Consider the following 24,462-nt stretch of genomic DNA (forward strand, 5'->3'; position numbering starts at 1 on the left):
ATGGTCAAGCTCCTTCGAACGCCATGCGGTCGCTCACAGACGCTTGGGCTCGCGGCTCGGACTGGATCAGCAGCCCCTCTGCGATCAGATCATCGAGCAGCTCGTCGGCCTCGTCCGCTTCGGCGCCCAGCTCGATCGCCGCCGCGACCAGCTCGGCCCGCGGACGCGGTGGATCTGCGGCGATCAACAACCCCACCAACGCCGCGGACGCGGTCCCGATCGCCAGCGAACCGTCGCCCTTCGCCTCGATCAACAAGTGCTCCCGCCCGCCTCGCGGCGGCTTTTGTGGCCACGGCTTGCGCAGCTTCGTCAGCGCCTGCAGCGGCTCCGGCCCAAGCCGCGCGCGGGCGCGCTGGTACCAGGCCAAGCTGCCCGCGGGGACGCTGACGGGCGCCAACCCAGGCGCAGACCCCAGCCCCGGGTGGCGCTGTCGATCGACCCGCCGGGCGCTGGCCATCGCGGTCTCGATCGCTCCAATCCCGTGAAGCTTGTCAGACGCCCCAAGCAAGTAGCGCCGCCCAAACACCAGCGCCATCGAGCCGCGCTCGAACACGCAGGCCCGAAACGCTGGCGAACTAAAGTACTGATCCACCGCCTCGACCCCGAGCAGCGCCGCGCTGACCGGATACTCATCCAGGATCACATGCAGCGCCCGAGCCCGGCGCATGTCGTCGGTTGCGAGCCCCCGCGGATCCACCCCGCGCAGCAGCTCGCGCTCGCGCGGTGACAATTCGTCGAGCGGCGCCGGGCCACGAACGACGCCGGCATAGACCGGGTCGAACATCATGCACACCAGCGCCTGCTGGATCCGGCGTGGATCGAGCTTGCTCATGCGAACCCCTTGCGGCCCGCGACCAGCTCCCGGGCCCGCTCGAACAGCGGCACGACCTCGGGGATCGAGTTGCGCTCGCACTCGACGACGATCGCCCGCAGGTTGGTGGCCCGCGCGATCGCAGCGCGGGCAATTTCCCAGGTCTCTGGCAGCACGTGGGTGCCGTGATCATCTTCGACCCAGCTCAGCCCGTCGGCGAGCAGCTCCCGCCCGCCCGCGATGTGCAGCTCGATCACGCGGTCCCACGCGAACCCGTCAAACCCGGTCGTGGGCGCGTGTCCGCGAGCGCGCTGGTACATCGCGAGGTGAGCACAGTCGAGCAGCAGCCCGGTGTCCGCCGCTTCGGCCACGCGCGAGAAGAACTCGAGCAAGTGCAGGTCACCCACGAACACCGCGCCCGGCGGGTTCTCGGGCAGGACCTCGCGGCCGGTCGCCTCGCGCAGCCTGGTGATGCCCGCGGCCATCGGCGCGATCGCTTCGGGCACCAACACCGGCGGGAGCAGCAACATCTGCCCGCGGTCGCGCGCGCCAAAGTGCCACAGCCCAGCGTCGCCACACAGCCAGGCGGGATCCAGCGCGGCGATCCCCTGGCGGACGGCGTCGAGCCAGGCGTCGTCGAAGTCCTCGGGCTCGTCGAGGTTGATGTCGAGGAAGTGGTAGGTGCTGGGCCAACTACGCGCGGCCCAGGCTCGCGCGTCATCGTCGAGGCCCTTGACGATCTCGACCCCGACCTCGAGGAAGTTTGCGAAGTCGGGGTGCTCGCGGCGCAGCGTGATTGGATCCAGCGCGCCGTGCTGCTGCCGCGCGCCATACTCGGTGCTCACGCCCAGTCCCAGGGTTGGCAGCGCGCCCACGCGCTCGAGGAAGCTCGGCATCGCTGGCTGTTTGTATGCGATCTCATCCGACGATGCATGCGGTTCGTTCGGGGTTCAGCGCTGCGAGGATTCATGATATTCGCGGCTAGGTGGCGTCGGAACCGGATCCAGAGGCGTTCTTCGCGGAGCTCGCCGCGACGGCGCTGGCGACGGCCAAGGCCGCGCCGGAGCTGGTCGATGTCACGCCGCTGATCGGCCGCGGCTGGTGCCTGGGCTTTCGCGTGGCCAACGAGCGGGCCGACATCGTAGAGGTCAACGCGCTCACCGAGCCCAGCAGCCAACAGCTCACGTACTCGTACCGGCCGGCCAAGCTCGACTCACCCACACGCGAGCGGCGGCTCGACCGTGTCGGTCTGCTGCTGTGCAAGGCGCTCGAGCGCGTGCCGATCGAGGGTGAGCTCCCGGAGATCGCGGTCGAGATCGAGGCCGAGGACGAGCCGCCGCCGCGCGAGAACATGAGCTTCTGGCTCCCGGGCGAGTGTGATCGCGGCTGCATTTTCTGTTCGGTCAGCGTTCAGTCGAGCACCGATGGGCGCGCGCTGCGGCTGCCGCTGATGCAGTCGGGCACGGCCAGCCGCGAGCGTGAGGATCTAGAAGCCAAGCTGCGGGCCCACGCTAGTCGTGCGGCCGAGATCTGCATCGAGTGGTCGGGCAAGGACTGCCTGTTGTCGCCGCTGTTCGACGACGGCCTGCGCCTCGCCCACGAGCTGGGGTATCGCGACATGGGCATTCAAACCCCAGGATCGCGCCTGCTCGAGGACGGCTTCGTTCAGTTCTTGCGCGAGCACTCGGTGGTTCGCGCGGGGCTCACCGCCCACGCGGGCGACGAGGCCACGTTTGACGAGGTTGGGGGCAAAGCGGGGGCCTACAACACGTTCTGGGCCGGGCTCGAGCAGCTGCTCGCCAACGACTTTCGCGTCTCGCTCGAGGTCCCCTGCGTGGCCAAGACCGTAGATGGCTTGGCGCAGCATGTGGCCAAGCTCGTCAGCTACCCGTGCAGCATCACCTGCTTTTTTTGGTACCCGGACGAGGACATGGACGGCACCTTTCCCACGATCGGCATGCCCTATGCGCGCGCGATCGCGGCGCTCGAGCAGCTGCGCGAGCGGGTCCCCGCGCAGCGCGTGGCGATTGACGGGATCCCCGAGTGCGCGGTGGCGTCGGATCTGCGCGAGCACTTCTTCTGGAGCTACGGCGGCGGCCACATGACCTTCATCGACTTCGAGCGGGTGCCCGCGTGTGCCAGCTGCAGCGCCCGGGATCGTTGCCCCGGCGTGCCCCCGGTGTACCTGCAACATCACGAGTTCGAGTATCCCCCGCTGCCGGATGTTGCGCCCGCGCAGTGAGGTGAGCTTCAGTCCGCGCTGGCACCCGCGACGCGATCGAGCAGCCACAGCTCGTCGATCGTCTCGAGGTGGGCCCGCAGCCGCTCGATCAACGCAGCGTCGAAGTCGCCGCTCGACAACGCCTCAGCCAAATACCAAGGCGGTGAGTGCAACGCGGGGGCATCGTATTTTTCTTCTCCGCGCGCGACGGCGGCCTCCCGTCGTTCGAGCACGTCCTGGAACACCTGACACGCCCGCCCCTGATCCCCGCTGCGCCACAGGCAATAGCCTCGCTGTTCGCGGGCGAGCTCCCGCCGCCAGGCCTTGCCCTCGCCAAAGTCGGCGGCTTCGATCGCGGCGTAGGCCGCGACCGCCTCGGTCCACTGTTCGAGATCGTGCAGGCAGTGGGCGCGGTATAGACCCGCCCATGCATCGCCCGGCTCGAGCTCGAGCGCTCGGTCGAAGTGCGACAGGGCGCGGGCCGTGTCGCTGGGGGCGTCCATGTAGCAGACGAAGCCGGCGAGGTAGTGGAGATCGGCGTCGGCGTCATCGAGCTCGAGTCCCCGAAGGACGGCGCTCGTTGCGATCTTCATCAGCCGCGGCCGCGCGCGGTCGTTGGGTTCGAGGTGCCAGCCAAGTTCAACGGCCGTCAGCGCTCGGGCATGAAACAGCCTGGGGTCGTCGGGGCCAAGCCGCTCGGACTCGGCGTAGATACGCGCAAAGATCTCCCACTGCTGCAGCGGTCGCGGTCGCCAGGTCAGGCCGCGCTCATCGAGGTGGATCGCCAGGCGACGCAGGCGGTCGCCCGGGTCGTAGCGCGGATCGGCACACTCGCGGATGAACGCGCGCAGGTCGAGCGTGTGAAGTTGATCGACGCGGCCGTCGAGCGCGAGCCAGGCTTCGATCCGCGCGTTGAAGTCCTCGTCGGGTGGTTGCGGTGGCTGCTTCGTGTCTCGTGGCCCGCGCCGCGTGGCGCGAGACTTGGGCACCGGGCCCCCACTCGTGCGAGCGTGGCGTGACATGGATCGGAACCTCGCGTTCGAGTCTACACCCAGGGCGCGCGCGGCCGCGGGGCTACGCGGGCTGTGACGGCGGCGTCTGTCGCTTGGCCAGCGCCGCGACCACGGCCTTCAGGTTGCTCGAGAGCCCGTCGCGCGCCGCGAATTGCTCGTAGGCCCGGGCCGGCTGCTCGAGTTGTCCCTCGAGGTGCTGGCGGCGCAGCGCCACATAGTCTGCCCAGATCGCGGCGGCGGGGGTGGGGACCGCCTCGTTGACACAGGCGAGCGCCGCCGAAGCAGGGGGATGCTCGTCATCGTCGGGGGATGGGCGGATCACACCAGCACGGATCGCGTCCGCCGGGTACAGCCCGTGGGTATGGAGGCCGAGGTGGCCCAGCGCGCTGCGGTCCGGCACACCTGGGGGCGGCCGGTTGGCGAACCTGCTCGCTAGGTAGCGCGCGCGCGGGCTTGGCAGCTCCGGGACGAAGTCGCTCAGGTGGAAGCAAGGCACGTCGGACCACGCGTCCACAAACGCCGAACCTTGGCGATCGAACGCGTACAGCAGCAGGTGCGAGCCGCCAACCTGATCCGCCAGCCCGGTCTCGAAGAAGTAGGCGAGGTGGCCAAGCTTGCGCAGCCCCGACCACACGATCAGGTTCGACATCTCGCAGTTGCACATGCCGCTGACGAGGATCGTCATCTTGCGCTTGATGAAGTCGTCGTCCTCGAACGAGTCGCGGATGTCGAGGTCGGTCTCGCGCTGGGTCACCAGCACGCTGCGGGTCAGCTGGATCAACGCCCGCGCGTGCTCGATCAGATCGTCCGAGCGCGCGCGCATGGGCTCGGTGATGTGGGCGATCCACAGATCGAACAGCCGTTGTTCGAGGGCGGGGATCGGCGGCAGTCCAGCGAGCCGCCCGGCCACGCGGGTCTCGGCCCGTGCGGGTCCGAGCTTGGCGAACGCGTCGAACAAGCGCTCACGCTCGACGTCGAGGCGCGCGAGACAATTGCGTCGAAGCGCCGCGCCGACGCCCCGGGAGGTCCATTGACGCGCCATGGCGCGGTCTAGCAGTGCGCCGCTGCGCCAGCAATGAGCGGCCGTGTCGGCGATCGGCGCTGGAGTCGGCGTTGACACCGGATGCTCGAATTCGATCGCGCGTATGCGGATGAAGCGAGTGCTGGCGATCACACCTTCAGCGATTGGCATGGGGGCGTACGACCGCCAGAAGAATCGAGTACCGTCCGCGTCCGTGCCCAAGCTGGTCGACGTGCTCCTCGATCCCGACGCGTTCGCCGACGCGGAGCACCTGCGTCGCGCTGCCGCTCGCAAGGCCAAGCTGCGCCCTCGCGAGGTCCGCCACGTGGTCGTGCGTCGGCGCAGCGTCGACGCACGCGGTGGCCAGGTTCGGATCCGTGCGCAGGTGGAGGTCTTCACCCACGAGCCACCCGCGGCCGCGCGGCCCCGAGCGTGGGAGCTGCCAACGCTGACCGGTGAGTCGCGCGTGGTCATCCTTGGCGCGGGCCCGGCTGGGTTGTTCGCCGCGCTGGCGCTGGCCCGCGCCGGGGTCCGATCGCTGATCCTCGAGCGCGGTCAGGCGGTCAGCCAGCGCCGCCGCGACGTCGCCGATCTCAGCGCGCGCGGGGTCTTGCATGCCGACAGCAACTACTGCTTTGGCGAGGGTGGGGCGGGGACCTTCAGCGACGGCAAGCTGTACACGCGCGCCCACAAGCGCGGTCCCGTCGAGGAGATCCTCAAGGTGCTCGTGGCTCACGGCGCGCCCATGGATCTGCTGGTCGACGCGCGCCCACACATTGGGACCAACCGGCTGCCTGGAGTCGTGACCAGCCTGCGCGAGCAGCTCGAGCGTGCCGGTGTTCAGGTTCAATTTGGCGCTCGCGCGGTCGGCCTGCTTCACAAAGATCGCGTCGTGACCGGCGTCGAGCTGCACGGCGGCGACCGCATCGACGCCCAGGCGGTGATCGTCGCAACCGGACACTCGGCCCGCGACGTGGTCCGCTTCGTGCGTGACGCTGGCGCACAGGTCACCTTCAAGCCGTTCGCGCTCGGGGTCCGGGTCGAGCACTCGCAAGCCGCGATCGATCGGATCCAATATGGCGGATGGGCGGGCCACCCGGTGCTTGGCGCGGCCAGCTATCGCTTGGTTCAGCGGGTCGGGGACACCTCGGTGTTCTCGTTTTGCATGTGCCCCGGTGGCCACATCGTCCCGGCCGCGACCGATCCCGACGGCCAGGTCGTCAACGGCTGGAGCCCTTCGTCACGGCGGGGCCGGTTCGCCAACAGCGGCTTCGTGGCCGAGGTCGGCGCGCCGCAGCTGCTCGAGGCCGGGCTCGATCCCGCGGATCCGCTGGCGGGGATCGAGCTGCAGCGTCGCTACGAAACGGCCGCGTATTCAGCCGGCGGCGGGGCCTTCGTGGGTCCGGCCCAGGGCTTGCTCGATCTGGTCCAGGGCCGCTACACGCCAGATCTACCGGCGTGCAGCTACCCGCGCGGGGTGACGTCCGTGCGCCTCGACGAGCTGCTGGGCCCGTTCGCGGCGCCGATCCAAGCGGCGCTGCGGCAGGTCGCGCAGACCATGCCGGAGTTCCTCAGCCCCGAGGCGCTCGCGGTCGGGGTCGAGAGCCGGACCAGCGCGCCCTACCGGATCGAGCGCGACCCCACGAGCCTGCAGTCGCCAAGCCTGGCGGGGCTGTATCCCTGCGGTGAGGGTGGTGGGTTCGCCGGCGGGATCATGTCGGCGGCGCTCGACGGGGTCCGCGTCGCCCAAGCCTGGCTGCAGTCCGACGCGGCGGTCCGCGAAGCCCGTCCGCACTAAACGCGGGCGCGCGCACCCTTACCAAACGCGACAGGGGGCGCGACAGGGGGCGCGAGTTGGTCCGGCTCGCCCGTCAGTTCAGCACGCAGGTGTCGGCACCTTCGGCGCTGCAGTTCGCGTCTTCGTTGCAGTAGCACGCGCCGGTGTCGACGTTGCAGATCCCCGCGCCCTCACAGTCCTCGTCGGCTTCACACGGGGCCTCGGGCGGCGCGCAGTATTTCGCCTCGTCGTCCGCGATCCCCGAGCAGGTGGTCCCGGGCTGCAACAGACAGTCGGTATCGTTCGTGCACGGCTGGAAGCAAGTCGGCAGGTCCGCGATCGGGTGGCACTCTTGGGGGTCGAGCAGCCCGCCTCCGCAGTCGTCATCGCTGGCGCAGCCGCCGAATTCACACACGCCCTGGCCGTTGCAAGTCCAGTTGTTGGGGTACGCGTCGCCGGGACAGTCGTCGGCGCCCATCGGGCAGCAATCGATGTCCGCCTCGCAGCCCATGGCGCAGAAGCCCGCGTCGCCGTCGCCGTCGCCCGTGGTGTCGCCGTCCCCGTCGCCGGAGTCGCCGTCGCCGTCGCCGGAGTCGCCATCGCCATCGCCGGAGTCGCCATCCCCATCGCCGGAGTCGCCATCCCCGTCGCCAGAGTCGCCGTCGCCGTCGCCCGGGTCGCCATCCCCATCGCCAGAGTTCTCCTCACCGGACTCCCCGTCACCGTCGCCATCACCGTCGCCAGAGTCGCCCGTGGTGTCGCTGCCGTTGCCGCTCTCGCCGAGCACGTCGTCGCTCTGGCAGCCAAGCAGCACGAAGGGAATGGACAGGGTCAGGGGCAGAAACAAGGTCAATTTACGCATGTCGGAGGTGCCTTTCATGTCGCGCCCACCGTCGCGGGCCGACCTCGAGAGACTACGGACGCTGCGGGCTGCGAGCGAACGCGCGGGGCCACCCCAAGCGGGGAGATCTCTGTCAGTACGCGAATTCAACTAGTGGTGGCTGATCTGCGGATCGCGTGGCCACACTCCCAGATCGAAGCTACGTCGATATGGGGGAGCCGCTGGACCCTGCTTCCCCCGAAAAGGGGGAGGCTCTCAGCCGTCGAGCTCGGCCACGCAGACCTGCCATAGCTGCTTGGCAGACGCGAGGTTGAGCTTGCCGAGGATCGCCTTGACGTGGCTGCGCACGGTCTCGGCCGCGAGCCCGTGCACCGCCGCGACGCTGTTGTAGTCGCGGCCCAACAGCAGATCCGGGACCAGCCGGGCCTCGGCGGGGGTGAGCTGGCCCTGCGCGACGACCATGCGGGCCATCCGATCGAGAAAGCCGGGCGCGGAGCTGGGCTGATCTTCGCCGGAGGGATCCGTCGTCATCAGGACCTTGAGCCAGGAATCGTGACGCTCGCCCATGGTGGCAGGATCGAGCCAGCGCCGCAGCTCGGCGCTGCGTTGCTTGGCCGAGGCGATCGCAGACTCGAAGCCTTCGGTGGTGAAGGGCTTGCGCAGCAACCGGTGGACGCCCAGCGACAGGGCCAGCTGCGCCGCGGACTCGAGCTCGTCGCCGCCGACCAACACCATCGCGCAGGGCAGCGGCGGGAGCCGAAGTTGGCCGACCAGCGCCAACCCGTGCCCATCCGCGAGCTGAACGTCGACCACGGCGGCCGCGAAATCACGGGTCGGGTCGCGCAGCAGCTGGCGCGCCGCCGCCAGCGTCGCGACCTCGACGGGGGTGAACTCCAGCCGCGTGCACAGCCGAGCGATCATGCGTCGCTCGGGCTGCGCCTCGATAACCAGCAGAACTCGCGTCATATCCCGCACTTGTTGGTGATCGCGTTGCAGTTGGCGTTGCAGCACTCGCCCGGCTCGCACAGCTCGCCGTCGAGCAGGCAGCACTGCGAAGTGTCGACGACGCAGGTGTCCGGCACACACACCAGCATGCCCTGCGGGAGCTGATAGGGATCGGCGCAGTCGAGCTCGCCGAAGTCGGTCCCGTCGCAGTCTTCGCCTGGTTCTTTGACCCCGTTGCCGCACGCGGGCTCCAGCCCCGTCTCGCCAGTGTCTGTCTCGGTGGAGGTGGCGTCGCCGCCGGACTCGGTCTCGGTGGAGGTGGCCGCGGAGGTGCCCGAGTCGTCGCTGTGCTCGGCGCCGTCCGGTCGGCACGCTGGCGGGATCTCGCTGGCCACAGCGACGCACCCGTCGTGCTCGGCCTCGCACTCGCTGCAGTACGGGCGCGAGGGATCGAGCGCCTCGCAGGTCGCGTCGCCGAGCTGCCGGCCGCAGTGATCTTCGTTGGGGATCCGACACGCGAACAGCACCACCGCGAGCGACAGCGGCCACGCCACACGCCACGACAATTGGGCCAGCGCGCGCCTCACTGGAACCTCCAGCCCACGCGCACGCCGACGCTGCGTCGATCGCCAAACGGCGCCACCAAGAGCCGAGCTTCGCGTCGCTTGTTGACGGCGATCGCGGTCAGCACCGCGCCCGTGATCGCACACGCGAGGCCGCCCGCGATCAGGCCGTAGCCAACCGGACGCGTGGTGATGAGGTCGAGGGGGTTGTCCTGGTCGATCTTCGGTTCAGGCACGATGAGCCCGATCGCGGCGCCGACGGATCCGGTGCCAAGCACGAGCAGCGTGACGCCGCCCGCCAACATGCCCGCGTGCCCGCGCGCAGGGGGCGTGGCGTGGGTGGGTGATCCCTCGGGGGGTGGCGCGGTGGTGGGCGCTTCGACCGGTTGCGCGTCGGCGAACGCCCGCAGCGCGACGACCACCGGCTCGAGCTCCGCTTCGACCCGCGCGACCAGCTCGGTCTCCGTACACAGCGAGCACTCCAGGCGCGTGGGCGCATCGATCACCGAGCCGTCCGCGGCCCGGAGCTCGAAGGTCGCGGCGTAGCCGGGCGCCTCGTCGCCAAGCTCTTCCACGACGACGCTGAGCAGCGCGTCGTCTTGTTCGCCTGGCAGCACCTGGGCATGGCGCAGCACGATGTTGGCCCGCTCCTCGATCCGCCTGCGCAGCACATCGGCGCTTGATCCCGCGCCGCTCGTGTCGATCTCGAGTCGTGCCGCGATGGGTTCGAAGCTGGCCGGCTTGGTGTTCGCCACCTCGGAGCTGGCCGGCGCGGAGCCGGTGGCAGGGCTTGCGAGGGCCGGGCCACAGAGCGCTTGGAGTGCGACGGCAGCGGCCAGTGCGATCACCCGGCGAGGCGCTTGCTGCATAGGGTCAGCCACTTTGTCACCTCAGTGTCGTTGAGGTGCTTCCCGGTGCGCAAGCAGTCTTCAAAATGACCCAACTCCATGTGCGCCTGGGTCTCGAGCTTCTTGCGGTCCCGGTCGCGCGCCCAGCACTCTCGCTGGCGCGTTGCCTGCAGCACCTGCTCCCAATCATGCGCGCGGCGCCCGTCGAGCGCGCGGGTGCGCTCTCGCTCGCAGCGGGCTGTCTCGTGCGGGGGCTGAACGTCTGCCGCGGCGGGCTTGGGTGGCTCGGCGACCGGCTGCGCGAGGTCGTTGGCGCTTGCCTGGTCGTTCGCCGGGGCGTCGGGCGCTGGCTCGGGCCCAATCGGTTGTCCAGTCGGCTGCGGCTGCGGTTGCGATTGCGGCTGCGGCTGCGGCTGGTCGTCTGGTGGTGGTGCAGCTGCCGGCGCGGCGTCGACGATCTTCGTGCCCGCGCTTCGTGGCCCCAAGAACGCCCACCCAACCCCAAGCGCCACGAGCAGCACGACACCCAGCCCAGACCCCAGCAGCAACGCGCGCGAGCGTGGCTGGCCAGCGACGCGGACCGCTGCCCCAGCCGCGACGCCCGGCATCTCGGAGTACGGACGCGTGGCCCGCGAGGGCCTGGCCGGCGGTGCGCCTGGCGTGGCGACGAAGATCGGAGAGGGGGCTCGCGCGGGCGCGGCCTCGAGCTCGGCGAGCACCCTGGTCAGGCGCTCGACGAACACCGCAACCGAGGGAGGCCGCCGGCTTGGATCGATCTCCAGGCAGTCCGCGATCAGCTGATCGAGCGCGGGCGGCAACTCGGGGCGAAGCTCGAGCACCCGCCGGGCCGGCTCGTTGCCCTTGAGCGCCATCAACATCAGCGGGTTGTCGGCCTCGATCGGCAGGCGCTTGGTCAGCAGCTCGAACAGCATCACGCCCAGGGCGTAAATGTCGAACAGCACCGTTGGCGCCGCGCCGTCGACCTGCTCGGGGGCCATGTACTCGGGGGTGCCAAGCGTCATCCCAGCCAGCGTTGAGCGCTTCTCGACCACGCCCGCGGCGATGCCAAAGTCCAGGACCTTGACGGACTCGCCCTCCGGCAGCGACTGCACCATCACGTTCTCGAGCTTGAGATCGCGGTGGATGACACCTTGGGCGTGGGCGGCCCGCACACCAAAGCTGGCGTCGCGGATCAGCCGGCACGCGCGGACCGGGTCGATCGGCGACTGCGCCCACAGCAGCGCATACAAGCTGCGTCCATCCACGAACTCCATGACGAGGTACAAGCGCTGATCCGGCAGCTCGCCAACGTCGAACACCTGAATGACGTTGGGGTGGCCGGCGGCCGAAGCTGCGCGGGCTTCGGCTTCGAAGCGCTGGCGCACCGCGGCGTTCTTGGACCACGATTGCGTGAGCACCTTGATCGCCACACGCCGTCCAACTCGAACGTGCTCGCCCACGTAGACGACGCCCATGGCACCGCGACCGACGACTTCGCCGACGCGGTAGCGATCCGCGATCAGCTGGCCTGGACGCAAGCGCTCGGAGTCGGGCACCAAGGTCCGCCACGATAGCGCATCCCGGATCCAAAAGCTGACGCTGCGCCGGGCCGCTCGCAATCAGCTGATGTCACCATTTTCGCTGGCGTGCGGGGGCCGACCTGCGTCGAGGTCGAGCGTGGGTGTGCGCGACGCGGCGTGTGGGCGACGCTCGGACCACGCAAGTCACCGTCGTGCAGGATGGGCGGCTGCTCGGAGTCGTCAGCACGCCCGCGCCGCTTCGCGCGGGCTCGGAACCAGCCCTCAAAACAAGCCCACGCCCACCGGCCAGGATCCGAGCGAGCCGCGATCAGTCGATGATCACGACGCCGCCGCGTGTGGTATCGGTGGATCGGCGTGGCCCACTATCACACGGTCAAAGCTGGGGAGTGCATCTCGAGCATCGCCTACGCGAGCGGGTTCTTCCCCGAGCAGGTCTGGCAGGCGCCAGAGAACGAGTCGCTGCGGGCGGATCGTGGCAACCCCAATTTGCTCGTGCCCGGGGACGCGCTGTTCATCCCGGACAAGACCCGGCGCGAAGAGTCGGTCCCCGTCGATCAGCGCAGCCGCTTCATGATGCGCGGGGTGCCGGCCAAGCTTCACCTCGAGGTTCGTGATGACGGCCAAGCCGTCGCCGGGGCGCCCTACACCGTGACGATCGACGGTGAACCCCACACGGGTGTGACCGATGACGCCGGCGCGATCGATCTGAGCATCTCGCCAACGGCCCAGCGGGCCAGCGTCGAGGTCTACCTGGCCGACGGCGACACGATCGCCTACCAGCTCGCGCTTGGGCAGCTGCGTCCAATCACCGAGCTCGACGGGGTCCGGACCCGGCTCGACAACCTTGGGTTCGACTGCGGCGGCGAGCGGGGTCCGTTGGGGCCCAAGACCCGCGGGGCGCTCGCGCGCTTCCAGGCCGTTCACGCGCTCGAGGAGTCGGGCGAGCCCGACGCTGCGACCCAAGCCAAGCTCGAAGCCGAGCACGGCAGCTGAGAGACAGCCATGCGCGAGTATCCCCGTCCCATCGTCGCCGCCGACTTCGTCGATCCGATCGTGGTCCCGCCCGTCGCCGCGCCCGATCTGGGCCAGGCCGCGCGCTCGGTCAGCGACAGCCCGGTCATCAACCGCCGCGATCGACCCCACTACCGGGTCAGCTCGCTGATCATCCAGAGCCAAGCCAAGCCCGCGTTCAGGTCGAGCAGCTTCAGCGCGCGCGACCACGCCGACGTCGCCCGCGACGGGGCGCGGTTCTACTTTGCGCCCTCGGCCGAGCACGTCACGATCAAGTGGGAGGTGCACGGCCCCGACGTCGTGGTCGAGGCCAAGCTGCAATTGTTCGTTCGCGGCCGCGCTGCGCCTGTCTGGGATCGGGTGTTGACCCCGCTCGAGCTCCGCACCAAGTCGCTCGATTGGGACGGGCGGATCCCGCTCGCGGAGCAACCAGATGGCGAGTTTCCGCGCGAGTATGTCAGCGCGGCGTACAGCGTCTACAAGCTCAAGCTCTCGGTCGTGGGTCCGCCCGGCGCCAAGTGCCGCCGCGCCGAGGTCTGGACTTACTTCGACGTTCGAGTCGCCGCAATCGAGCTGGCCTGGGGCGATCCAATGGGGTTGGCGCCCGCCCGTGACGACATCGCCGCGCCCGATCAAGCGACGATCCTCGGGTTCGAGCGGCAGATCCTCGGCGAGCTCGATCAGGTCGTGCAGGGCGCAAACTTTCAGGCCGATCAAAAGGTCCTGCTCGACATGAACCGGTTCCAAGTGCTCATCGAGGGCTCCGCGGCGCGGTTCTCGGCGTTGCGGACCCGCTGGGGGCTGGGCCCGCGTCTGCCCATTGTCGCAACCGTCAAGCTGCTCAAATCCGATGACACAAACACAGACGCCGCCCCGCTCGCGGTCGCAGGCGCCCAGATCGTCTGGGATTGGTCCGATCCCCGCTGCGAAGTGGCCGGCCATGATCAGCAGCGCGCCGAGGATTGGTGTCGGCCCAACGCCGCCATCGAGACCAAGCAATACCTGACGGATCTGTTCACCCGCAACCGCGCGGCGCTCACCCCAGAGTCGTTCAATTGCCCGGTCAAGTCTGGCGGCAAGCATGGCGACGCGGCCGCGCCGATCTTGCAAAAGCCCGACGGCGCCCAGGATGCTGACTATGTCGCGTCGCCCAATCGCGGCTGGGCGCTGCAGAGTCGGGTCGCGGCGGCGGCGGTCAACTCGGCGACCCCGGTGTGGTTTCGGCCGTCGCGGATCGCCGGTGACACCTACCAGGTCCGCGTCTATCTGCTCACCGCCGAGCAGTGGGAAGACGCCGATTGGGGCCGCCCGTCGCCGCAGCTGTGGCAGGCGGCCCAAGCCGCGCACTTGCCAGCGGCGCAGTCTGGCCGCGTCGAGGTCCGTCACAAGGTCGATGTTCGGTCGTTCAAGACCGGCGGCATCAACTACGCCCAGCCCGACGTCAAGAGCATCTACGAGGTCGAGGGTGGCACCGAGCTCGGCATCGTCGAGGCCGCGCTCAACGAGGCCCAGTACGTTGACGCCGGCAACGAGCGGGCGATCGTCGACTATCTACTTGGCGAGGGGCTCGCGGGGGTGTCCTATCCAGAGCTCGCCGCGCGGGTGGTCAACGGCGCCCAGACCGGGATGGCGCTCGCGTTTCGGACCGCGGTCACGTTTGATCAGGACGTTGACCAGCTCCTCAACCATCAGCCCTTGCACACCTTGACCGTCAACGACGCGGGCGCGTTCGCGGCCGTGCGCGAGACCGAAGCGCTGCAGGCGGTCGCCCCGGGGGTCTGGCGCGGTCAGATCGTCGACAAGCGCCCGCCCAACCAGATCGATGTGCTGACCTTGGCCGGGGCGCAGCCGCCGATCGAGCAATTGGTCTCGAACGCGACCCACACCCAGTTTGTGCCAAACGCGAGCGTGGCCAACCTCGCCGCCCGCGCTGGCATGGTCAATCGCGTCAAGCCGATCGTGACCGGTGGATACGCGAACCTGGTGCCGCAATTCGGGTTTGGGGCGATCGGCAAGCCGTGGGCCGAGCGGCGCAGCACCTATTACATCACCCAAGCCGCGCTCAACGACGTGGCGGTGATGTTCCTGTTCGACAACCTGCGCAGCACCGACGCGTTCCCCTCGGGCACGGCATACGCCGAGGCCGGGACCCCGCGGCTTGGCGTGGTCGCGGTTGGCTACCCGGCGCCGGCCCCTGGCGCGCCCCCGTACAAGGGCGCCGAGGCGATCATCGCCCACGAGCTTGGCCACAGCTTGTTCTTTGCGCACGCCATTGCGACCAAGCTGGCCCCGGCGGTCGCCGCCCTCGTGGGCCAGCCAACCTGGACGCCCAACTTTCATCAGCTCGTCAACGATGGCAATCGCGCCCAGCTGCTGGCCGCGCTCAACATGCCCCCGCCGGCCCCTGGCACCCACCCCGACATGACGGCCCTGCGCATCAAGCAGGCCGCGCAGCCGATCAACGCGCCGCCGCTCGAGGCCCTCGAACATCAGGACAGCGTCGCTTGCCTGATGAACTACGACGACGACAGCAACCACTTTTGCGGGCTGTGCATGCTCAAGCTGCGAGGCTGGAACATCTCGCACCGCCACGGAATCGACGCGCCCGATGGCGACGTGATCTTCGTTCCGCGCCCGGGCAGGCCCACTGCGCGGTTCAGGGTCGTGCTTGGCAGCGACGGGCGGACGACCGGCTGCGACTACACGTTTCGTTGTGAGGCGGACTATGTGAGCTTCTACCCGGTCGCGGTCGGCGGCGCGGCGCATCCGGTCGCGCCCGGGGTGGGGACCAGCGTCAACTACACCGCCGCGCAGATCGCCGCTGGGGTCACGCTGTGGGTCGAAGCGAGCCGACCCAGCGGCACCGCGAACGAGGTCGAGTTGAAGCTCGAGGCCCTCGTCAACCCCCTGGGCAACCTTGGCGCCGACGCCCGCGTGTCCAAGCACAGGATGACCGCGGTCCAGGTTCATCTCGAGGTGTTTCATGCAAAGCGCGAAGCCAACGCGGTCCCGGCCGCGCTCACGGAGGACCACAAGCAACTCCCCGGGATCTTCGTGCATCGCCAACAAGCGGGTCGCCACGGTCGCGTGCGGGTCCGTGTGCACCAACCAATTCCCAACGACTTGGACTGCGATCTGTCGCTGAGCTCGGTCGGAGCGAGCCTGAGGATCCTGACCGCAGACGACGCCCGGGCCGGGGCCACGGGCGCGCGCGCGTGGGGGGCGTCGAGCCGGCTGATCCCACCGCAGGGCCAAGAGCTGTTCATTCAGGGCTACGCCACCAGCGCGGCGGTTGGCGACACCGCCCTCGAGCTAACGATCGGCGCGCAGGTCGGCGACAGCGTCAGGGCGACCGTCGTCGAGATCACCAGCGTCGACGTCAGCGTGCCCGCGACGCCGGTCCAGCGCGACCGCACGCTGCAAGGATATGCCCCGGCCCGCAACCCGACCGTGTTCACGGCCCAGGCCAATTGGGGCGTGGACTTTCAGCCCGCGCAGACCTTGGTGCTCGTCTCAGGATCGCTGACCTGGGACGCTCGCGCGCAGCTCCGCGTGACCATGCAGCCGGCGCCGGGCGAGCTGCCGGGCGGCGTGCCGATCAAGTGGCGGGTCGAGCGGGCCAGCGGCGACCACGAGGATCACCGCAATGTCGTGCGTCGATCCGAGCGCCCCGTCCCCGCGCTGGTGTACAGCACCCACACCTGTGATCGGGCCAAGCTCATGGCCGACGCGACCGGATCGTTCTGGGTCCGCGCGGTGGTGGATCCCCACGGCGACGGCGCGATCGGGCAGGGCGGGGATCCGCTGCCGGGCTTCTCGCTCAACCTGGTGCTCGTCAAGCTCGAGATGACGCAGAACGACTCCGCCGCTGGCTCGCGGGTTCACACGGATCCGGTCGGCGCCGGGCCCCAATGTACGCTCAACGCGGGTGTCTTCAACCACCCCGATCCTCGGCTGCGCGGGATCAACTTGTCGGCCCGGATCCGAGCTGTTGGGGGCGGCAACGACGGTCGGCGGGGTCTGGCCAAGCTGCAGTGCGGGTGGATTCAGAATATTGTGCCTTGTCGCAGCAATCCGCTGCGCAGCGTGCGAACCGCCGATTATCTCGATCTGGCGACGAATCTTCACCACGCGGTCGACAAGATCTTCGTCGCCAACAACGCCAACATGGACTACTTGCCGGGCGGACCCGTCCCGGTCATGGCGCAGCTGCCGATCCTCGACGGCAATTTACCGCTCGCGGCTCACAACAACCACGGCGCGGGCGGCATGCGGCTCTCGACCAGCTCCGACGTGGACCGGCGCAACAAGAACCCTGGCCTGGAGATTCGGGTCACCGCCAACGACTCGCCCAACGAGGCGATCGAGACGGTCAAGCTCCCTGGGCACCCCTCGCGGGTCCTGCAGTCCATGGATTGGGAGCTGTGCTTCTCGGCGTATTTGTGTGCGTGGTCAACCGACGCGGATCGGGCGATTGGCGTGCTCAACCAGACAGATTGGGACATTCGGCAGAGTTGGCGGTTCGACTGGACCGGCAACCCGCCAGCGTTGGTTGGCGGTACGGCGCAGACGCCAGCTGGGCCGGCGCCAATCGCCAACGCGCCGCCTGCATTGATCGTGAACGTCACAGGCAACGTCAACGGGCTCACGCCCGCGGCCCAGACCACCCTCGAGGTCGGGCAGCCGGCCGTCCACCACTGCCAAGCCGACGATTGTCGCGCCTGAGGGAAGGAGCCCGCAGCGTCACAGCGAGCTGCGCTTGCCATTTTGTCTCGATCGGCTGACAGTCCCGCCCACATGCGACGCAGGAACTTGTGGATCACCGCCATTGTGCTCAGCCTGGCTGGATGTGTCCCCTCGACGCGGAGCGCCGAGCTGGCGCCCGTTGATCCGGCCACGCCCGCGGCCGCGAGCGAGCTCGCAGACACGCGCTGGCAAGCTCTGCGAGAGCGCGCCGACGCGATCGGGTGGACCGATGAGACCCGGGAGCGCTTCGTCGCCGCGCTGCCCAAGATCGAGACCCACCTGCACCTCGACGGAGCCCTGAGCCCCAAGACCATCGCCGCGCTCGCCCAAGACCAGGGCTACGCGCCGCTCATGGATCGCAGCGAAGCGGAGATCGCCGCGCTCACCGTCGTCGACACGCCGCGCGAGGATCTGGCCACGGTGCTCGAGGCGTTCTTCACGATCTACCCGCTGCTGCACACGCCAGAGGCGCTCGAGACCGTCTCCTATGACCTCATCGCGAACGCGCACGAGCAGCAGATCCGCTACCTCGAGGTTCGCTTCGCGCCTGTGTTGCAGGCCGTGCCCGAGCAGGGGTTTACGATCGAGGCGGTGCTCGAGGCCGTGCTCGCGGGCCTCGAGCGAGGCCGGCGTGACTTTGGGGTCGAGAGCGCCGTGATCGTCTGCCTGTTTCGTCCGCTGCCGGTCGAGGTCAACGCGACCATGCTGGAAGCCGCGATCGCCTTTAAAGATCGCGGCGTCGTGGGCATCGATCTGGCCGGTGACGAGAGCGAGGTGCCCTTGACCACCTTCGCGGATCTCTACCGCCAAGCCGGGGACGCCGGGCTGTATCGCACCGTGCACGCCGGCGAGGTCGCGGACAGCGACGATCTGGCCCTGGCCGTCGAGCTTGGCGTGGATCGGATCGGCCACGCCAGGTACCTCGACGCCGACCCAGCCCTGCTCGAGGAGGTCCAGCGGCGTGGGATTGCGCTGGAGATCAACCTGACCTCCAACCACCGCACGGGGGCAATCGCGACCCTCGCCGAGCACCCGGCCAAGCGCTGGTTCGACGCGGGCGTCGCAATCAACGTCAGCACCGACGACCCTGGCGTCTTCGGCATCACGCTGACCGGCGAGTACCTGCTGCTGATCCAAGAGCTGGGGTTTTCGGTCGGCGATCTCATCGAGCTGCAGCGGCGGACGATCGCTACATTGTTCATGTCCGAGGCCGACAAGCGCCGCCTCGAAGCGCGCATGCTCGCGGATATCGAGGCGCTGCTCGACGCCGTCTGAGTCGCGTTGTACCGTGCCCCGCTAAAATGCCACGCTCCATGGACGCCACACCCACCGATCCTCGGCCGCGACCGGACCTCATTCGCCCAGCGGCGGGTCTGCGGATGCGAAGCTGCCTGCTCGTGATCGTATCTGCCACCCTTGGCGGAGGCGTGGGCTGCAAAGAACCAACTCCAGGACCAGCCGCTCCCGTTGTCCCGGACGCGCGCGTCGAGGACCCACAGACCACGCCAAACCCCGCGGTCGTCGTCGAGACCACGCGCTCTCCCGCGGTCGCGTTGGAAGATCGGGAACAGCTGTGGTCTCGGCTCACGCAGGCCAAGCTCGAGCCGCGCCAGATCGAGACGCCCGTCGACATCTTCTCGTACCTAGCGCTGAGCCCCGACGGCTCGAAGATCCACGCGTACCGATACCGCGAAACCGTGGATCACACATTGTTGTCGGATCTTGTCGAGATCGACGTCGCCAAGGGGGGCGCGCCGCGAGTGCTGGCCGACACGGGCTCCGACGACTACTTTCTCGAATATGCGCAAGCGGTCGAGGACACAAAACTCGTTCTCTACGCCAGCCGGTCGGTCGTGAAATACAAGACGCACCGGATCCTCAGGTTGGAGCTGCCCGCGGGTGGCCCAACAGCGGTTGTCGCGGGTGACACGGCGGCGGGCGTCGTCGACTGGTTTGCTCCGACCCCCGACGGGCTCATCTACGAGCGTGATCGAACCTTGTTCGCGCTGCCGTGGGGGTCCAATCCGGTGACCTTGGTTCCGCAGGCCGCTGAGGATCTCGGAGACCTAGAGCCGGTCGCCGAGGGGCGGGCGATGTTCGCCCGCATTGAGAATAGGGAGGAGGAGACCGGCACCTACTTCATCGTCGCCTGGGAAGCCGGCTTCACCTCTCCCGTGGTCCAGCGGGTGCTGCAAGAAGATGGCAATCGCTCGGTCGACATCTTCGGTCCGTGGACGGAGCAGGAGGCCGTTTTTGTCGAGATTCACGATAGCAACGGTGACGGGAAGGCGGACTATCTAGACGAGAACGCCGACACCTTGAGCGCGGTGAGTCTCGCTGACGGGACGGTGCGCAAGCTGGCCGGCGGGGCCCTCAACGTGAGCTGGGTCAAGGGCCATCCCAGCGGGCTCGTGATGTATGTTCACGAGGACCTCGCGCGAGCGACCAGCAGCCTGCGCGTCCTCGATCCCGTGTCGGGCGCCGAGCACGAGCTCGGCGTGGTGAAGGGCCAGTTCGGCGACTGGTCGATCAGCGCCGACTGGACGCGGATCGTGTATGCCGTCATTTCCGACACCAACGACGACGGAGACTACTACCCCTGGGACGATCAGAGTCGGCTGTATGTGTCGTCACTTTGACTCTGACTTTGACTTGGGCCGAGCGCCACGCCCGGGTGTGCGGCGCTACTTGCGGGCCTCGAACGCCGCCGTCGCCTTGCCGACATCACCGAGCAGCAGCACCGCCTTGCAGCTCGCCTTCACGCCAGCGCTGACGTCCTTGCTCATCGCCGCGGCCACGCAATTGGCCACCTTCGAGTTGTCCGCGGCGACCGAGATCTCGCTGGTGGGTCCGCCGATGTAGGACCAGCCGACGTCGATCGCAGCGCCCTTGGGCGCGCAGGCGTCGAGCGCTGCGTCGGCGTCGACCAGGCTGGCGATGATGTAGCCGCTCGCGCGGCTGCTTGGCTCGGCGAAGGTGCAGTGCAGGTTGCGAGCCTCGAAGCCGCCCTCGCTGACCACGTTGGCGTCGAGCTTGGAGACCTCAGGTTCCGGCTCGGGCTCGGGCTCCGCCTCTGGCTCGGGCTCGGGCTCGGGCTCGGGCTCAGGGGCGTCCGCCACCGGGGCATCGGCCACGGGCGCGTCGGCCGTCACCGGGGCTTGGGTGGTCGCGCCGCGATCACAGGCGAGCGCGGCGGCAGCGATGGCGATGGCAAACCCGAGGCGGTGCATGGCGCGAGTGTGCCACGTGTACTCGTTTCACGCAGGAGCGCTCTGGCGGTGCGCAGCCGGGCTTGCGGCACCGGTCATGGACTACCCGCGAGCTCCCTGCCGACGCCAAGGCCCGATCAACCCGAGCACCAACAGCCCCAGCGCGAGCCCGATCGGCGCCCGCCCGTCTTGGCTCGAGCACCCGCAGCTGACGTCATACGGCAAGTTGTACCCGGGCCCGGTCTCGGTGCCGTCGCCGTCATCCGCCGCCCCAGATCCGCCGCCACCATCACCGTCGCCGTCCCCACCACTGGTCCCCGTCCCAGACCCCCCGGTCTCGCCACCGTCGGCCAGGCACTGAACCGAGCTCTGATAACTCTCGTACGCCGCCGCGATCGCGGCCGCGTTGTCCGACTCGACCTGCGGCGGCCCCATCTGCGGGACCTTCTCGACCCGCAGCGCGTTGGGCATCTGCTCCCACCCCGGATAGCTCGCGCCCTCGGGCACGCACACCGGCATCTGATCCTTCTCAACCGCGACCCGAAACACCGAGTCCCCGCCGCACAGCACCTGCTCGGTCGTGGTCACGATCGTGCTCGTGACATCCGGCAGATCCGCGTTGGCGTGAAAGGTGGGATCCAGGGTCATCTCGCTTGGCGAGATCGTGGTGTTGAGCCGGGTCAGCTTCGGCCAAGTGTCGAGCAGATCAACCGCGTGCAGCCCCGGTTCAATGATCCGCTCGAGCACGCCAGCCGAGAACGCGAGGTCGTCCCAGGCCATCAGATTGATCTGATCCGCATAAAAATCAATGTTGTTCCAAAATTCCGTGGCGTCGACCCCATCGGGCGGCGGAATGAACTCGAGCAGCAGCGCCTGGATCAACGGGTGAATGTTGAGGGCCTGATCCGCGATGATGTCGATCGCCGCGATTGGATCCACACCCACGAACGCGGTCTCGTCCCAGGTTGGCCTGTAAATGTTGAAGGTCTCGACCTTGTTGGGTGACCCCGCGTACTCGGTTGCAAACGCGTGGCCGCCGGCCTCGTCCACCGCCATGCTGAGCAGCCCCACGTAGCCCGCTGGCGAGCTCTGCTTCCAATTGTAGGCCAGCGGGTTGAGCACCACGTGATCGTAGTTGCTGGGCGCCCAGCGATCTTGGCCCAAGAAGTACGCGCGGATCCCCATGTCGTCCTTGGCCGCGATCCGCGTGAGCCGAATCGGCACGCACGGCTCGGTGCCCTGAAACTTGAACGACAGCGGGTGAATGGCCTGCACGTCGGCCCCGGCCGCGAGCTTGACGGCCGCGAACAAGAACCCCTCGTCCAGATAGCTCTGCAGGATCGGCGCGGCGTTGGGGTCTTGCGCGTAGTCGTTGTCATTGAGGAAGTCGATCACCTCTTGCGCGGTGCCGCCTTGCAAGACCACGACCTCGAACGCGCCAACGACCGCCTCGAGCACCACGTCGGGCCCCGGATCCCCGCCAGCGTCAAACTTGGGCTCGGACCCACCGCTGTCCTCGCCGCCCTCGCCGGCCCAGGGGTCGTCTTCGTCGCAGTCGTATTGGGTCTGGACCTGCCAGCTTGGCGCGAGCGCGTTGCTCATCGCGGTAAACAGCGGATCCGAGCCAACGGTGACCTCGGGCAGGGCCTGAATGGGCAGCACCCAGGCGAAGCGCTCGGCCTCGCCGGTGTACTCGATGCGGACCTGGACCTCGATCGTCGAGCCATCCATGATGAACAGGATGTCTTCGCCGCGCTGGTCGACCGGCATCGGATCCGGCAGGTTGTCGCAGAAGGTGCCCCCGCAGGCCTGGGCGCTGCGTGGGGCCCCCAGCAGACCCACGCAGAGCAGCATGGGGGACAGGGAAAGCAGCGAGGTCTGGCGTGACGTATTCATGGGCGAGCTCCCTCGAGGGAGCGCCCATGATAGCGACACCTCATCACAAATAGCCATCGAGCCGGCTCGATCATCCACAGTTCATCCCCCCGGAAAAACGCAGTGACCGAGCCGGCCCGACGCTAACTCTGTTCCGCCTGCGCGCGTTGGCGGCGAATCAAGCCCAGGCCCAGCAGCCCAAACGCGAGCCCCAGCGGGCCGCCGTCTGGGCCGCTGTGGCAGCCACACCCGACGACGCGGCCATCATCGTTGGATCCTGGGTCGCCCGTGGTGGCACCGTCACCGCCGCCGCTGTCACCCGTGTCACCGCCGTCGTCACCGCCGGGACCGCCGGCACAATTTTGCTCGACCTGATGGGCGGTCCAGTCCGCGACGATCTGCTCTGTGTAGTTCTCGAGCACCTGCGGCGGGCCCATGCTCGGGATCTGTTGGATGAAGCGCACCGGGTGCTGACGCAGCAGCTCCGGCCATCCCTCTGGATCCTCGGGCATGCACACAGGCAGCGGATTGACGCCCCACGGGACCAAGTAGCGCGAGCCGTTCTCGCCGCACAGATCCAGGCCCTCGGCGGTCTTGTCATTGGAGACGTCGGGCAGATCGGGCGCCGGCATGAACACCGGATCCACGGTCATCTCCTCGGGCGAGATCGTCGTGACGAGGCGGGTCAGGTACGGCCAGGTGTCGAGCAGGTCGACCGCGTGCAGGCCCGGGCCAATGATGCGCTCGGACAGCGCGGCCGCGAACGCGTTGGCGTCCCACGCGGCTTGATCGATCAGCTCGGGGAAGTCCGCGATGTTGTTCCAAAAGTCCTGAGGATCCATGCCCTCGGGCGGCGGGATGTACTGCATTAGCAGCGGCTGGATCAGCGGGTGGACGTTGAGCTCCTGAAGCGCGATCAGGTCGATCGCGGTGATCGGATCGACACCCATGAACTCCGACTCGTCCCAGCCAAACCCAAAGATGCCGTCTTGGTTGACGAGGTCGGAGTCGCCCGCGTAGTCGGTCGCAAACGCGTGCCCGCCGGCCATGTCGACCGCCAGCGCGAGCTGCTCCGTATACAGGGCGCGCCCGTTGGCGAGCCCCCCGGTGTGGTTCCACGGGAACGCCAGGGTGTTGAGCTCGACGTGCAGGTAGTTGTGCGGGGCCCAGCGCTGCTTGTTCAGAAAGTACACGCGCACGCCCATGTCGGGCTCGGCGGCGATCCGGGTCAGCCGCAGCGGCACGCAGGGCTCGTCGCCCAACATCCGAAACACCAGCGGGTGGATGTCTTCGACCTCGGCGGCGGCGGTCAGCTTGACCGCGGCGAACAAGAAGCCCTCGTTCAAGTACTCTTGCAAGATCGGCGCGGCGGCGAGGTCTTGCTCGTAGCCATTTTGTTGCAGGAACTGCATGACCCCAGCCACGGTCCCGCCCTGCAACACCACGACCTCGAACGCACCCACGGTCTGCTCGAGCACGATGTCGGGGTCGCTGGGGCTGCTCGCGGCGTCGTTGCTGGGCACGAAGCCGCCGCCGCCCCAGTCGCTGGGGTCTTCGTCCTGGCACGCGTACTCGAGGTTGGTCAGCCAGCGCGGGGCAGTGGCGACCCCGAGCTGGGTAAACAGCAGGTCCGAACCAACGCTGATCTCGGGCAGGGCCTGCAGCGGCACCAACCAGGCGAAGTGCTCGGCTTCGCCGGTGTATTGGATGCGCACGTGGACCTCGATCTCGGGCCCGTCTTGCACAAACAACACGTCTTCGCCCCGCTGATCCACGGGCATGGGGAGCCCGCCGTTGTTGTCACAAAAGGTGCCGCCACACGCCTGAGCGGAGCTGGGCAGCAAGGCGAGGGCCGGCGCGGCCAACAACAAGGGGGCGAGGTAGCGAAGCTTCGAGCTCATGAGGGTCTCCTGCGTAGATTGGCCTACATCAAAAAACGGACATTAATGCCGCTCATCTGCAACGTTTCGACCAAAGCTGTCATTTCTAACGGAGGCTGTCATGGTTCCGTGGTGTGCGCAAGCGCAAAGTATGGGCGAA

At 68.4% G+C, this 24,462-nt stretch carries 18 protein-coding genes; 6 read left to right on the forward strand and 12 right to left on the reverse strand.

Going from position 1 to position 24,462, the window contains the following annotated elements:
- Positions 1-4: 4 nt before the first annotated feature.
- Together DB30_RS17110 and DB30_RS17115 are read right to left on the reverse strand one after the other, a co-directional pair.
- Entirely contained in the window at positions 5-832 is an 828-nt protein-coding gene (locus tag DB30_RS17110) for a hypothetical protein (RefSeq protein ID WP_052550194.1), read from the reverse strand.
- On the reverse strand, positions 829-1,707 hold the full coding sequence (locus DB30_RS17115; protein WP_052550195.1) for a multinuclear nonheme iron-dependent oxidase: 879 nt from the start codon (positions 1,705-1,707) through the stop codon (positions 829-831). Before DB30_RS17115 ends, DB30_RS17110 begins: the two co-directional genes overlap by 4 nt.
- 89 nt (positions 1,708-1,796) lie before the next feature.
- Between DB30_RS17115 and DB30_RS17120 the strand changes: the two genes are divergently transcribed.
- Positions 1,797-3,053 carry a radical SAM family protein gene (locus DB30_RS17120; protein WP_052550197.1) on the forward strand — a complete coding sequence of 419 codons (1,257 nt, stop codon included), beginning with the start codon at positions 1,797-1,799 and terminating at the stop codon, positions 3,051-3,053.
- Between the two features lie 8 nt (positions 3,054-3,061).
- Here the strand turns inward: DB30_RS17120 and DB30_RS17125 are convergent, their stop codons facing one another.
- A complete protein-coding gene (locus tag DB30_RS17125; protein WP_052550199.1) occupies positions 3,062-4,021 on the reverse strand; it encodes a tetratricopeptide repeat protein in 960 nt (319 codons plus the stop codon).
- Between the two features lie 85 nt (positions 4,022-4,106).
- Positions 4,107-5,087, reverse strand: a complete 981-nt coding sequence (locus DB30_RS17130; protein ID WP_146659307.1) for a hypothetical protein — start codon at positions 5,085-5,087, stop codon at positions 4,107-4,109.
- Positions 5,088-5,280: 193 nt separating this feature from the next.
- Here DB30_RS17130 and DB30_RS17135 point away from each other — a divergent pair, with 193 nt between their 5' ends.
- The gene (locus tag DB30_RS17135) at positions 5,281-6,864 is read left to right on the forward strand and encodes an NAD(P)/FAD-dependent oxidoreductase (RefSeq protein WP_052550203.1); all 1,584 of its coding nucleotides are present in this window, start codon (positions 5,281-5,283) and stop codon (positions 6,862-6,864) included.
- A 73-nt stretch (positions 6,865-6,937) separates the two neighbouring features.
- Here DB30_RS17135 and DB30_RS17140 read toward each other — a convergent pair whose 3' ends face one another.
- The 5 genes from DB30_RS17140 to DB30_RS17160 form a co-directional block, all read right to left on the reverse strand.
- Positions 6,938-7,723, reverse strand: coding sequence for a hypothetical protein (locus tag DB30_RS17140; RefSeq protein WP_052550205.1), 786 nt, complete (start codon positions 7,721-7,723; stop codon positions 6,938-6,940).
- Between the two features lie 216 nt (positions 7,724-7,939).
- Positions 7,940-8,650 (reverse strand): response regulator transcription factor, encoded by a 711-nt coding sequence (locus DB30_RS17145; protein WP_052550207.1) that lies wholly within the window; start codon positions 8,648-8,650, stop codon positions 7,940-7,942.
- Positions 8,647-9,216 carry a hypothetical protein gene (locus DB30_RS17150; protein WP_052550208.1) on the reverse strand — a complete coding sequence of 190 codons (570 nt, stop codon included), beginning with the start codon at positions 9,214-9,216 and terminating at the stop codon, positions 8,647-8,649. Before DB30_RS17150 ends, DB30_RS17145 begins: the two co-directional genes overlap by 4 nt.
- Entirely contained in the window at positions 9,213-9,947 is a 735-nt protein-coding gene (locus tag DB30_RS17155) for a hypothetical protein (protein ID WP_146659311.1), read from the reverse strand. The genes DB30_RS17150 and DB30_RS17155 overlap by 4 nt, the downstream gene beginning before the upstream one ends.
- A gap of 89 nt (positions 9,948-10,036) precedes the next feature.
- Positions 10,037-11,596 carry a serine/threonine-protein kinase gene (locus tag DB30_RS17160; RefSeq protein ID WP_146659313.1) on the reverse strand — a complete coding sequence of 520 codons (1,560 nt, stop codon included), beginning with the start codon at positions 11,594-11,596 and terminating at the stop codon, positions 10,037-10,039.
- Between the two features lie 339 nt (positions 11,597-11,935).
- Between DB30_RS17160 and DB30_RS17165 the strand changes: the two genes are divergently transcribed.
- The 4 genes from DB30_RS17165 (at position 11,936) to DB30_RS17180 (ending at position 19,977) form a co-directional block, all read left to right on the forward strand.
- Entirely contained in the window at positions 11,936-12,574 is a 639-nt protein-coding gene (locus DB30_RS17165) for a peptidoglycan-binding domain-containing protein (RefSeq protein WP_146659315.1), read from the forward strand.
- A gap of 9 nt (positions 12,575-12,583) precedes the next feature.
- A complete protein-coding gene (locus tag DB30_RS17170; RefSeq protein ID WP_052550216.1) occupies positions 12,584-17,317 on the forward strand; it encodes a hypothetical protein in 4,734 nt (1,577 codons plus the stop codon).
- Positions 17,318-17,389: 72 nt separating this feature from the next.
- Complete coding sequence (gene add / locus DB30_RS17175) at positions 17,390-18,613, forward strand: adenosine deaminase (protein WP_052550218.1); 1,224 nt, start codon at positions 17,390-17,392, stop codon at positions 18,611-18,613.
- 38 nt (positions 18,614-18,651) lie between these two features.
- Complete coding sequence (locus DB30_RS17180) at positions 18,652-19,977, forward strand: TolB-like translocation protein (protein WP_153258350.1); 1,326 nt, start codon at positions 18,652-18,654, stop codon at positions 19,975-19,977.
- A gap of 45 nt (positions 19,978-20,022) precedes the next feature.
- Here DB30_RS17180 and DB30_RS17185 read toward each other — a convergent pair whose 3' ends face one another.
- The 3 genes from DB30_RS17185 to DB30_RS17195 form a co-directional block, all read right to left on the reverse strand.
- Positions 20,023-20,568 (reverse strand): hypothetical protein, encoded by a 546-nt coding sequence (locus tag DB30_RS17185; protein ID WP_052550222.1) that lies wholly within the window; start codon positions 20,566-20,568, stop codon positions 20,023-20,025.
- Positions 20,569-20,649: 81 nt separating this feature from the next.
- Positions 20,650-22,443 (reverse strand): DUF2330 domain-containing protein, encoded by a 1,794-nt coding sequence (locus tag DB30_RS17190; RefSeq protein WP_205633007.1) that lies wholly within the window; start codon positions 22,441-22,443, stop codon positions 20,650-20,652.
- A 122-nt stretch (positions 22,444-22,565) separates the two neighbouring features.
- The gene (locus DB30_RS17195) at positions 22,566-24,323 is read right to left on the reverse strand and encodes a DUF2330 domain-containing protein (RefSeq protein ID WP_052550227.1); all 1,758 of its coding nucleotides are present in this window, start codon (positions 24,321-24,323) and stop codon (positions 22,566-22,568) included.
- Positions 24,324-24,462 lie beyond the last annotated feature (139 nt).

The sequence above is a fragment of the Enhygromyxa salina genome (assembly GCF_000737335.2).
GTDB classification, from domain to species: domain Bacteria; phylum Myxococcota_A; class Polyangia; order Nannocystales; family Nannocystaceae; genus Plesiocystis; species Plesiocystis salina_C.

Excerpts from the sequence above, each read along its gene's own strand:
- DB30_RS17110 (WP_052550194.1), bottom strand. The coding sequence starts at position 832 with ATGAGCAAGCTCGATCCACGCCGGATCCAGCAGGCGCTGGTGTGCATG.
- DB30_RS17115 (WP_052550195.1), bottom strand. The coding sequence starts at position 1,707 with ATGCCGAGCTTCCTCGAGCGCGTGGGCGCGCTGCCAACCCTGGGACTG.
- DB30_RS17130 (WP_146659307.1), bottom strand. The coding sequence starts at position 5,087 with ATGGCGCGTCAATGGACCTCCCGGGGCGTCGGCGCGGCGCTTCGACGC.
- DB30_RS17140 (WP_052550205.1), bottom strand. The coding sequence starts at position 7,723 with ATGAAAGGCACCTCCGACATGCGTAAATTGACCTTGTTTCTGCCCCTG.
- DB30_RS17145 (WP_052550207.1), bottom strand. The coding sequence starts at position 8,650 with ATGACGCGAGTTCTGCTGGTTATCGAGGCGCAGCCCGAGCGACGCATG.
- DB30_RS17170 (WP_052550216.1), top strand. The coding sequence starts at position 12,584 with ATGCGCGAGTATCCCCGTCCCATCGTCGCCGCCGACTTCGTCGATCCG.
- add (WP_052550218.1), top strand. The coding sequence starts at position 17,390 with ATGCGACGCAGGAACTTGTGGATCACCGCCATTGTGCTCAGCCTGGCT.
- DB30_RS17180 (WP_153258350.1), top strand. The coding sequence starts at position 18,652 with ATGGACGCCACACCCACCGATCCTCGGCCGCGACCGGACCTCATTCGC.
- DB30_RS17185 (WP_052550222.1), bottom strand. The coding sequence starts at position 20,568 with ATGCACCGCCTCGGGTTTGCCATCGCCATCGCTGCCGCCGCGCTCGCC.
- DB30_RS17190 (WP_205633007.1), bottom strand. The coding sequence starts at position 22,443 with ATGAATACGTCACGCCAGACCTCGCTGCTTTCCCTGTCCCCCATGCTG.
- DB30_RS17195 (WP_052550227.1), bottom strand. The coding sequence starts at position 24,323 with ATGAGCTCGAAGCTTCGCTACCTCGCCCCCTTGTTGTTGGCCGCGCCG.